General features: G+C 40.5%; 8 protein-coding genes and 1 tRNA gene. All 9 read left to right on the top strand.

Going from position 1 to position 11921, the window contains the following annotated elements; genetic code table 11:
- Positions 1 to 744 (top strand): ISAon1 family transposase (locus tag I6E38_RS05155; RefSeq protein ID WP_235392988.1); only part of this gene is annotated, 744 nt, incomplete at its 5' end.
- A gap of 157 nt (positions 745 to 901) precedes the next feature.
- Positions 902 to 986, top strand: a tRNA-Leu gene (locus I6E38_RS05150).
- Positions 987 to 1167: 181 nt separating this feature from the next.
- Positions 1168 to 2244: a PDDEXK nuclease domain-containing protein gene (locus tag I6E38_RS05145; protein ID WP_407936642.1), complete on the top strand. Its 1077-nt coding sequence runs from the start codon at positions 1168 to 1170 to the stop codon at positions 2242 to 2244.
- A gap of 393 nt (positions 2245 to 2637) precedes the next feature.
- Entirely contained in the window at positions 2638 to 3552 is a 915-nt protein-coding gene (locus I6E38_RS05140) for a DUF4268 domain-containing protein (RefSeq protein WP_235392987.1), read from the top strand.
- 114 nt (positions 3553 to 3666) lie between these two features.
- Positions 3667 to 6375 (top strand): DUF4236 domain-containing protein, encoded by a 2709-nt coding sequence (locus tag I6E38_RS05135; RefSeq protein WP_235392986.1) that lies wholly within the window; start codon positions 3667 to 3669, stop codon positions 6373 to 6375.
- A gap of 28 nt (positions 6376 to 6403) precedes the next feature.
- A complete protein-coding gene (locus I6E38_RS05130) occupies positions 6404 to 7891 on the top strand; it encodes an ATP-binding protein (RefSeq protein ID WP_235392985.1) in 1488 nt (495 codons plus the stop codon).
- Positions 7857 to 8240, top strand: coding sequence for an HTH domain-containing protein (locus tag I6E38_RS05125; RefSeq protein WP_235392984.1), 384 nt, complete (start codon positions 7857 to 7859; stop codon positions 8238 to 8240). The genes I6E38_RS05130 and I6E38_RS05125 overlap by 35 nt, the downstream gene beginning before the upstream one ends.
- A 130-nt stretch (positions 8241 to 8370) precedes the next feature.
- Positions 8371 to 9177: a hypothetical protein gene (locus I6E38_RS05120; RefSeq protein ID WP_235392983.1), complete on the top strand. Its 807-nt coding sequence runs from the start codon at positions 8371 to 8373 to the stop codon at positions 9175 to 9177.
- Positions 9178 to 9576: 399 nt separating this feature from the next.
- The gene (locus I6E38_RS05115; protein ID WP_235392982.1) at positions 9577 to 11781 is read left to right on the top strand and encodes a sodium-translocating pyrophosphatase; all 2205 of its coding nucleotides are present in this window, start codon (positions 9577 to 9579) and stop codon (positions 11779 to 11781) included.
- Positions 11782 to 11921 lie beyond the last annotated feature (140 nt).

Below are 11921 nucleotides of genomic sequence, written 5' to 3'. Positions count from 1 at the left end.
AAGGGTACGCTGGTTGCAATGGTAAAGGGAGTGAAATCAGACTTTATAATCAAGAAGTTACAGCGTCTTCCTGCCGGCAAACGTGCAATAGTCAAGTCTGTTACTATGGACATGTCAAACTCTATGTATAAGATAGTACGTAAGTGTTTTCCCAATGCAGAGCAGGTCGTTGACCGATTCCATGTGCAGAAACTTATGTATGATGCTCTTCAGGACTTACGTATAAAGCACCGTTGGGAAGTGATGGCAGAGGATAATCGCATGCGTGCTTTGTACAAGGAGAAAGGGCTTGAATACAAGCCTGAGATATTAAGCTGTGGAGACACTCTTAAGCAGCTTATGGTAAGATGCAGCAGGTTACTTGTAAGAAAGCCGAATGACTGGACCGAATCACAAGCAGAAAGAGCCAAGGTTCTGTTCTGTCGATTCCCGGACATGAAAGAGTTTTATTATCTTGCTTTAAGATTGGGTAAGATATATTCGGATTACGATAACAAGGACGTGGCACGACCTAAACTCGCATTATGGTTTAATCAGGTTGAGCAATGGAACTGTGAAGAGTTTAATACAGTCATCAAAACGTTTCAAAGCCATTATGACAGAATACTGAATTTCTTCAATGACAAAAGAACTAACGCCAGTGCAGAATCGTTCAACTGCAAGCTAAAAACATTCAGGGCAGAATTCAGAGGAGTGAACGATCTGAAGTTCTATCTTTATAGGGTAAAACAGTTGTTTGCATAAGAAATGCAGATTGTTAAAAACACAACAATATTATATGAGCCGAATCATTTTCAAATAGCACATCACTTGAATTTAAATAGCACATTAATATTTTGTGAGTTCCAACTTTTTTCATTAACTTTGCAAAAGTTTTGAAAAACAAACGACAAACCCCACTGCGCTTGTGGCGGAATTGGTAGACGCGCTAGACTTAGGATCTAGTGTCCTGCGACGTGAAGGTTCGAGTCCTTTCAGGCGCACCATAAGAAATCCTAACTGCTTGATATTGAGTAGTTAGGATTTTTGCTTTTATGAAATTGCCGAGTTTTATATTTTTTACACGATTTTAGATGGTTATATCCGTTTGATTTACGGTGAGAGAACTTCACCAAGTTAATAAATAAACATAAATTCCGTTGTTTTTATGTGAGATTGTTATGTTTTATGTCTATCTTTGTATTCAAACTTATTCCTAAATATGGCCAATCTTATGGAGATTGCAAACTGCTTGAAGTGGAAGAGGCTGACCTTCTCAATGGCTATGTCTCTACCGCATATTGGGAAATTGGCCAAATGCTTCATGAACGCAAAATTGAAAGTGGGTATGGTGACAGCGTTGTAAAAAGATTGTCGGCAGACCTAAAAGAACGATACCCTAAAATGGGTGTTTTACCACGCCAACTTTGGAACATGAAGAAATTCTATGAGCGTTACGCAGGACATAATGAGAAAGTGCAACGCAGCGTTGCACTTTTGCCGTGGTCACATAATATGTTGCTTTTGAGCAAAGAATTAGATGATGATGCAACACTCTATTATGCCACAAAGACGGTGGAAAAAGGTTGGAATCGCGACTTGTTGCTCAATGCCATCAAACTCAATATGTATGAGACACAGGCATTGGCAAGAGTAGACAACAATTTCGACCGAACTCTTCCTGCAGAACAAGTGCAGTATGCCAACGAAGTGTTCAGCAGCAGCTATAATCTCGGCTTCTTGGGGGTGACCAGTCCTATTTTGGAGCTTGAACTTGAAGACCGTCTTGTAAAAGCCATCACACGTTTCCTTATGGAACTCGGCAATGGCTTCACGTTCATAGGCAACCAGCATGTGTTGGAATATAACGGCAAGGAAAGTAAGGTGGATATGCTGTTTTTCCATCGTGGGCTGCGTAGTCTTGTTGCCGTTGACCTAAAGATTGGTGCTTTCAAGCCAGAATATGCAGGAAAGATGAACTATTATCTTTCTCTGCTCGACCGTCTTGAGCGTGGTGCAGACGAGAACCGTTCCATTGGCATAATCCTCTGTGCTGAAAAAGACCGTGTAGAGGTGGAACTCGCACTTGAAGATATGGGCAAGCCTATTGGAGTGGCGGATTATCAGCTGATAATACCAAAAGAGAAATTACAGAAAGTCCTTGCTGACGAGATTAAGGCGTTTAGTGAGGAAAGAAATATGAATCTAAATCACTGCTGTCCAAAGAAAAATCTTGGACATGATTTTTTCTTTGGACAGCAGTGATTTGATATATATATCATCTCATTAGTGTCTCGATTTTAACAGGACGCGAATTACTAAAAAACAAATAAGAACAAACCATATTACATAAAGCACAAGTTTGTTATAATTAATTATAAGTTTTGAGGCTTTTTACTTTTTATCATATTAAATTATTATATTTGCAATCAAAACAATTTATTGACAATATGGGAAATTTAAATAAGCTTAAATTGGTATTCTTTAAGAAGAAGGGACCAATAAATGGTTGGCGGAACAACTTAGAGTAAATTAAACTATAGTTTTCAAGCGGTGTACAAATACCGCACAACCTTATTTGGCAACTATGAAAAGATTCTCCGAATTACAGGAAGCCATGTGAGCGATTTTATAAACTTTGAATAAAATTTTTAGAACATGAAGCTTGGTAAATTAGAACAGATAACAGATTTGCGTTCCATATGGAAACATGAGGCAAATGACTTCACACCATGGTTGGCTAAAGAAGAAAACCTTTGTGTGCTAAGTGATGTTATTGGGATTGATTTAGTTTTAGAGGAACAAGAGTCAAGTGTAGGAGATTTTAATGTTGATCTATTTGCCACAGAAGAAGGAACAGGACGGAAATTCATTATTGAAAATCAGTTAGAAGAAACCAATCACGATCACTTAGGAAAGATCATAATTTATGCTTCGGGAAAAGATGCTGAAGTTATTATTTGGATAGTAAGAAGAGCTCGTGATGAACACAAAAAAGCCATAGAATGGCTCAATCAGCACACAGATGATAGCTCCGCATTCTTTTTGATAGATATTGAAGTATGGAAAATTGGCAATAGTGAACCTGCTCCAAAATTTAATGTTGTGGAGCGTCCAAATGACTGGGCAAAGGCTATGAAAAATGTAGGTGTCATCAAAACCCAATCTTTGCAAATCCAATTTTGGCAACATTTTGTAGAGCTATGGGATTACAATACAATGTTTGCCCATACTTTTAGAAAACGAAAGGCTCATCCTCAGAATTGGTATGATATAAGTATGGGTAGTTCGGATTATCATCTCAGTATGGAAGTACATTTCCAAAAGAATAAAATTAATGCAGGTTTGTACATACCAGATAATAAAGATATCTATAATCTATTCTTTGAAAAAAGAACTGAAATAGAAAAAGCTTTAGATTCCATTGAATGGAGAAAAGCGAAGAAGGCAAGTCGCTTTCTAATTAGTAAAAACATAGATATTAATGATTCTGTAAATTGGGATGAGGCTTGTAATTGGTTAATGGATATGTGCCTTAAAATAAAGAGCATCACCGATATTTTCAGCAAGTAAGATGTTGTTTGGTATATATCGATGAAGAAAAGTTGTACTAATATTGATTGAATAAAAATCTTGGGTTTAATTAGGTAAACATATAGTAAAAACAAATAAAAAAGATAGGATGTCATGGGATTAAGAATAAGGAAATCGGTTAAAATAGCTCCAGGTGTTCGTCTGAACTTTGGGAAAAAAGGAATTAGCACATCTATAGGTAAACGTGGGGTAGGTGTTACTTTTGGACCAACCGGAACAACAGCTCATATAAGTGTGCCTGGTACAGGTATATCATATGTAAAGAAGACAGGAATAAGTAAAAGTAAACAGAAAGAAGTCTCTGTTAATACGGTTTCTAATTCTAGTGGAACCATTTCTTGTTTATTTTGTTTACTTTTTTTATTGATTTTGGTTATTGCTGTAGGAATTCAAATCAAGTTTGGATGGATTCCTTTAGTATTTTGTGTAAGTATTATCGTTTGTATAATGTTGGTACTTTATCTTGTGTTTGTATCTAAAAAAGATAATGTGCAAGGCAAAACAGATATTGATGAACAAGAAAAAACTATGCATTCTTTTTCTGAGATAGAAAAGTCTAGACAAAAGGAAGAAATAGTCGATAATATATCACATAATAACCGACAAACCTATATTTCTATGCCACTAAATCCTAAGGAACCATTTGCAAGATATAGCTATCCAAATCCAAATCTTTTGGAAGAAATGGATATGCATAAAAATTCCATTAGAAGTATAGTTAAGACAGGTGAATTTCAAAAATGTAAAATGGCTTTACCACTAATTTTGGGTCGACCAATTAGTGGGGAAAATGGTATTGTAGATTTGGCACTGCTTCATAGTATCCTCATTGTTGGAGATAGAAAAAGTGGAAAATCTAATTTGTTGGAATGTATGATTCTTTCTCTGTTATTCAAAAAACATCCAAATGAAATAAAGTTTGTTATGTTGGATATGAATAAGGACTCGTTAACGAAATTTTCTAAGATTTCAAAATCCTTTATGGCCGCCATAGAAGAGCAAGAGGAGCCTGTTGTTATTAACACAACAGCTGCTTATAATACATTAAATAGCTTATGTAGGTTGGTAGATATACGTAAGAACATGCTAAAGAAGACTGATACACATGATATAGAAGAATATAATAATAAATATGTAAATTGTCAGTTAGAAATAGCAGATGGACATGAGTTTTGGGCTTCTATAATTGTAGTCATTGATGAATTCGGAAAATTAATGATGAAAGATCCTGAGGAAACAGAAATGTCTTTAAGCTATTTATGCAAATATGGTGCTACAGTAGGGATTTATGTTATAGCGACCACTAATCAAACAGTAGAATCTGTTATTAATCAGAATATAATAGAGGCTTTTCAAGTAAAAATCATTTTTAAATGTTGCTCAATAGAATCCTCTGCAGTAAAACTAGTAGATAATGTTGAAGAATTAAAAAACAATGGTGAGTTTCTTTATATTCTTGATGGTAGTTCTTCATTATTACAGAGTGCTTTAATTACGACGGAGGAAATAATGGAGGTTACTGACTATATTTATATTCAACCTGGTCCTGTTGAACCAATGGGACTTCCAGTTATATCATGTGAGCAAGATAAGACGACAGTTGACAATCTGGATCCTATTCTACCAAATGCTGCGGAATTTATAGTATCAAGTCAAATCGGCTCAACTTCTTTTCTACAGCGAAGTTTCTCTATTGGATATAATAGAGCAGGAAGACTTATGGACCAATTAGAGACATTGGGAATTCTTGGTCCTGCAAATGGTTCAAGACCACGTGAAGTATTAATAAAAACTATAGAAGAACTAAAACCTATGTTTTCATCTTGTCATAACTCTTCTGTTGTTACTGAAAAAAAACTATCAGGATACCGATTGTTCCAAAAGGAATATGTCTTTAAAAATATGGAGAGCAATAAAAAGTTAGTGGAAATAGAGGAATTATCAAGTAAAGATAGCAGATGTAAAAAAGGAGAGAAAGTTCATTATGATAGTTGCCAAGAAGAGTTAAAGTCATTAATAGGTCTCAGTTCTGTGAAGGATGAAGTTTTTTTTTGGGCTAATTTCATCAAGTTGAATCAAAAACGACTTGAGCAGGGACTTCCTGAAACCAAGATATCACTTCATTGTATTTTTACAGGAAACCCTGGCACCGGAAAGACAACTGTAGCACGGTTGTTAGCAGGAATCTTAAAAGAATTAGGTGTGCTTAAAAAAGGGCAACTTATTGAAACTGATAGGTCTGGACTTGTTGCTGAATATATTGGGCAAACAGCTGTGAAAACAAACAAAATAATTGATAGTGCACTTGATGGCGTTTTATTTATAGATGAAGCTTATACCTTGGCACAAGGTGGAGCCCAAGATTATGGACATGAGGCTATTGCAACATTGCTAAAGCGCATGGAAGACCATCGTGATAGATTGGTTGTTGTTCTTGCTGGATATGAAAATGAAATGAAGATGTTTGTAAATTCCAATCCTGGGCTAAAATCTCGTTTCAATAGATATATTAACTTTCCAGATTATAATGCAGTGGAATTAATGGACATTTTTGAGTTCTATCTCCAAAAACAAGAGTATGAATTATCCTTGGATGCAAAAGTATTTGCAAAAATGTATTTGTTAAATGTACTTTCCCAAAAACAAATAGATTTTGGTAATGCACGCTTTGTAAGGAATCTTTTTGAGAAAACAATTGAGCAACAAGCTAATAGACTGGCTAAAACTACGGAATACAATAAAAAGACACTCAAAGTCATTGTGAAGGAAGACATAGAAAGGTGTATAGAGCGAATGTCTTAAAGCATACTATTTTAAATGAATGATATTTATGAATATACTTTCCTTTATTGGCGAAGCAACCGCCTACGACAAGAAACAGCAGCTCGAAGTAAAGCGACCAAAGAGTTGGCTAAAAAGTGTATCTGCCTTTGCCAATGGCGAAGGCGGAACATTAGTGTTTGGCATCAGCGACGACGACCAAGTGGTTGGTCTTGCTGATGCAGAGAGCGATGCCGAAAGAATAAGCGAAGAGATAAAGACAAAACTTGACCCTATACCTGCTGTCAACCTTGAATTTAAAGAGGTTGAAGGCAAGAAGCTTGTGATGCTTCATGTTTACAAGGGGCAAGAAACACCATATTACTATATAGGCGATAAGCAACGCTTAGCATTTGTAAGAGTTGGCAATGAGTCTGTTGTTGCTGACCGACTTCAACTAAAAAGTCTTGTAATGCAAGGTGCAGGTCGCTCCTTTGATGCGATTCCTTCACCCTATAAGTTTGAGGATATGGCTTTCTCAAAGCTCAAATCCGTACACTTCAAGCGGTTGAACCAATCGTTTGATGATAGTGATTTCGTATCATGGGGTATTGTAGATAATGATGGAAAACTTACCAATGCTGGTGCTCTTTTAGCTGACGACTCCCCAATACGCCATTCTCGTATATTTTGCACCCGTTGGAATGGCTTAGACATGACAAGCGGTTTGGGCGAGGCTTTGGATGATGCAGAACTGGAGGGTAGCGTTATCGGACAATTGCAAGATGCGGTCGCATTTGTTCGGAACAATTCACACCGAAGATGGTGGAAAGAAGATGATTATCGGGAGGAACTGCCCGATTATCCAGAACGTGCCGTAACAGAAGTGATATGTAACGCCATCATTCACAGGGATTACATGGAGCTTGGTAGCGAAATACACATTGATATGTATGATGACCGAATGGAGGTGTATTCCCCAGGCGGTATGTTTGATGGACGCTTGATACAACAACTTGACCCTATGACTGTACCTTCGAAACGTCGCAACCCTTTGCTCGCTGATTTCTTTCATCGCTTAAAGCTTATGGAGCGTAGAGGTAGCGGTATGAAGAAGATTATAGGTGAATATAAGCGGTTTGAGAATTTGGAGGATTACCATGCTCCAGAGTTCAACTCCAATGCTTCTGAATTCCATGTTACCATGTGGAACCTCAATTATGCCATGGATGTCATAAAAGATAATTCTCATGTCGTAAAAGCACCCGAAGATGTCGTAAAAGACGTCGTAAAAGAGACCAGAGATGTCGTAAAAGCCAAAGCTAATGTCACAAAAGAATTTGTAAAGGCTCAGCGGCAAATCTATAAATTGATTTCACAAATACCTCAAATCAATGCCACGCAAATGTCTGAGAACATGGGCATTTCCCTACGCCAAGTACAGCGATACCTTAAACAACTTTCAGACCTTAACTTGATTGTCAGAGAAGGAGGTCGAAAAAAAGGCATTTGGAAAATAGTGGATGAAGAATACGAAGGGTTCTTCAATAGAATATAGAAGTAATATTGCCAAGCGAAAGAAGCATGGATTACAAGAGCAACCAGAACTTATGCAAGTTAAATTGACTCTGCATATTCAAAACAATGTTGCATCTGCTTCATCGAATGACCCAATAAATGACTCAATAAATGACCCAATAAACTTGACAGAGAGGCAGAAGTTGATTTTGCAGATGTTCTCCGATGACAAGAACCTGAGCCGAGAAAGGCTTTGCGAGAAAACGGGGTTGTCTGATGCCACCGCTAAACGTGAGATTGCGTTCCTTAAAAAGGCCGGTTACTTGGAGCGTGTCGGCAGCCTTAAAACAGGGCATTGGATAGTTGTTTCAAATCATTTCCTGCTGTAGCTCTGTAGAAGGCGTTATGCCCAAATTCTCCAGGCATTTTTTTGTTGTTCCCATTTTATTATATACATTTGCAAAGTCATATAGCGTTATATGATTATATTGTCAACGTCAACTAATAAATAAAGGAAATATGAAAAAAGCATTTGTCTTTGCAGCAGCTCTTGCTCTCACATTCTCAAGCTGCGGCAACAAGACACAGAACACAGCAGCCAATGCTGATTCGGCTGCCGTAGTAGCTAACGAAGAAGGCGGTGCTGAGCTTAGCGAAGACAACAAGACCACCATCGACAATCTCACAGCAGAGCTTCAGAAGGCAATAGACGCCAAGGACGCGAAGACCACTATTTCGGTTCTTGCCAACCTCCAGACCATCTATAAGAACCTTGCTGAGGAAGGCAAGTTGGAAGAGGCTAAAGCTTACGGTTCTGCTATTAAGAAGTTTGTCAATGACAATGCCGAGTCGTTGAAGACCATTGCCAGCGGCAACAGCACGGTGGAAAGTCTCGTAAACGGCATCATCAACCTGCCTACATCAGCAGCCGCAACAGCTGAGGACGCAAAGGCTGCCATCACAAGCGACGTGGTTCAGCTCGCTTCTCCTGCCATTGCAAAGGGTGAAACGGTTGTGGAGACAGCAAAGGCTGCCGCCGAAATGGTGAAGAACGCTCCTGAAACAGTGAAGAACGCTGCCAAGTCAGCTGTTAAAAATGCTACCACAACAGCCGAGAACGCCGCTAAGGCTGCCGTGGACGATGCTGCTGCCAAAGCCAGCAACACTGCTGCAGAGGGAAAGAAGAAGTTGGAAGAGAAAAGAAATGCCGAACGCCAGAAGGCTGCGGAAAAGGTGAATGAGGCAAACAAGAAGGCCAACGAAGCCGTTAACAAGGTTGCCGACAAGGCGTTGAAGGGATTAGGACTGCATAATAATCAAGAATAAGTTCTGTCTTACAGCTTGTAAACTGCAGCTGTTACAGCAATGCACTTCCGCTATTACTGCCACATTATTTCATTCTATATACAAAGCGTCTCCTTCCATAGTTAGAGTTAACTAAGGAAGAAGACGTTTTGGTATATCAACGTTGTCGCGAAAAACTTCTTCATTTATAAAGGTTTGTAAATCTGTATGTTGTTTGTTATTTAACAACACTATTTCAACCCAATATTCAAAAAAACTACCGCAAAGGTAATAATAATAATTTCTCTTTCGCCGATGAAATAAACTTTAATAATTATTATTCTATTCTTTTTACTTTCATATCAATATATTTTATATATTTGCATAATCAATTTGTAACGACGGACTACTAATTCTATTATTAAACTTAAATATACCGTTATGAACAACATCCCTTTAGTTTTTTGGCTGATTCCTATTGCCAGCGTTGTAGCATTGGGAATGGCATGGTTTTTCTTCCGCTCGATGATGAAAGAGGAAGAGGGTACTGACCGAATGAAAGAAATCGCCGAGCATGTCAGGAAGGGTGCCATGGCTTATCTGAAGCAGCAGTATAAGGTTGTGGCTATTGTCTTTGTGGTGCTTGCCATCGTCTTTGCTTTTATGGCTTATGTGCTGAAGGTGCAGAATCCGTGGGTTCCGTTTGCATTCCTCACCGGCGGATTGTTCTCTGGATTGGCAGGTTTCTTTGGTATGAAAACCGCTACTTATGCTTCGGCGCGTACCGCCAACGGAGCGCGTACGGGGCTTGACAAAGGACTGAAGATTGCTTTCCGTAGTGGAGCCGTTATGGGTCTGGTCGTTGTCGGACTCGGACTGCTCGACATTGCTATATGGTTTATTGTGTTGAATGCCGTCTATCAGGGCGAGTCGACAGCCCTCGTCACCATCACCACTACTATGCTTACCTTCGGAATGGGTGCTTCTACACAGGCGTTGTTTGCCCGTGTGGGTGGCGGTATTTACACCAAGGCTGCCGACGTGGGAGCCGACCTCGTGGGCAAGGTTGAGGCTAACATACCCGAGGACGACCCGCGCAATCCTGCAACCATTGCCGATAATGTAGGCGACAACGTAGGCGACGTAGCCGGAATGGGTGCCGACCTCTACGAGAGCTATTGCGGTTCGATACTCTCTACTGCAGCTCTTGGAGCCACAGCATTTGCCATGAATGGCGACATGCAGTTGCGTGCCGTCATAGCACCGATGATTATTGCTGCCATCGGTATTTTCCTTTCGCTCATCGGCATCTTCATGGTGCGTACAAGGGAGGGCGCTACGATGAAGGAACTTCTCCACTCGCTTGGCTTGGGCACCAACGTCAGCGCCTGTCTGATAGCCGTTGCTACGTTCGTGATACTCTATATGCTTGGCATCGAAAACTGGTTGGGACTCTCGTTTTCGGTCATCAGCGGACTGATAGCAGGTGTCGTGATAGGTCAAGCCACCGAATATTACACCTCGCACAGCTATGTGCCTACGCAGAAGATAGCCGAAGCCTCGCAGACAGGTCCTGCCACTGTTATTATAAAAGGTATAGGTACGGGAATGATTTCGACGATGATACCGGTTGTCACTATCTCGGTAGCCATCATGTTGAGCTATCTTTGCGCCAATGGATTTGACATGTCGCTATCGGCAAAGTCCATCAGTACCGGTCTTTACGGCATAGGTATAGCCGCAGTGGGCATGCTCTCAACGCTCGGCATAACCCTTGCCACCGACGCTTACGGTCCGATAGCCGACAATGCAGGCGGTAATGCAGAGATGAGCGGCTTAGGCAAGGAGGTGCGCGAGCGTACCGACGCTCTCGATGCACTCGGTAACACCACCGCAGCCACCGGTAAGGGATTTGCAATAGGTTCGGCTGCACTCACAGCCCTTGCCCTGCTGGCATCGTACATCGAAGAGATAAAGATAGCAATGATACGTGCCGTGGACAACGGCAAGCAATATATCGATGCAGCCGGCAACGTGTTCGACCCGACGAATGCCTCGACCGTCGACTTCATCGAGTTCTTCCAGGTGAACCTAATCAATCCTAAGGTGCTCGTAGGAGCGTTCCTCGGAGCCATGGCAGCATTCCTCTTCTGCGGACTGACAATGGGAGCCGTGGGTCGTGCAGCCGAGTCGATGGTGCAGGAGGTGCGCCGTCAGTTCCGCGAGATAAAGGGAATACTCGAAGGCAAGGCTACGCCCGACTATGGCCGTTGCGTAGAGATAAGCACACGAAGCGCCCAGCGCGAGATGATATTGCCGTCGTTGCTCGCCATCATCATCCCGATTGTTGTGGGACTGGTGCTCGGAGTGGCTGGCGTACTTGGATTGCTTACAGGCGGATTGGCAGCAGGTTTCACCCTCGCCGTGTTCATGTCCAACTCAGGAGGAGCTTGGGACAACGCCAAGAAGATGATAGAGGAGGGCCACTACGGAGGTAAGGGTAGCGAGAACCACAAGGCCACTATCGTAGGCGACACCGTAGGCGACCCGTTTAAGGACACCTCAGGTCCGTCGCTCAACATCCTCATCAAGCTCATGTCGATGGTTAGCATCGTAATGGCAGGCTTGACAATTGCATTTCTTTAAAACGTAGAATATTGTATTAATATAAGATTATAACCTTATATTAATATAAGAAAGGAACACCGCGAGTATGTTTTCTCCTTAAAATCAGTTACCTTTGCAGGTAATATTGGTTTTAAGGAAAAAACATACAACAATAAATA

The sequence above is a fragment of the Leyella stercorea genome (genome assembly GCF_021531355.1).
Classification (GTDB): domain Bacteria; phylum Bacteroidota; class Bacteroidia; order Bacteroidales; family Bacteroidaceae; genus Prevotella.
Note: the sequence above shows the minus strand (reverse complement) of the source record. Positions and strands in the feature narration are given on the sequence as shown.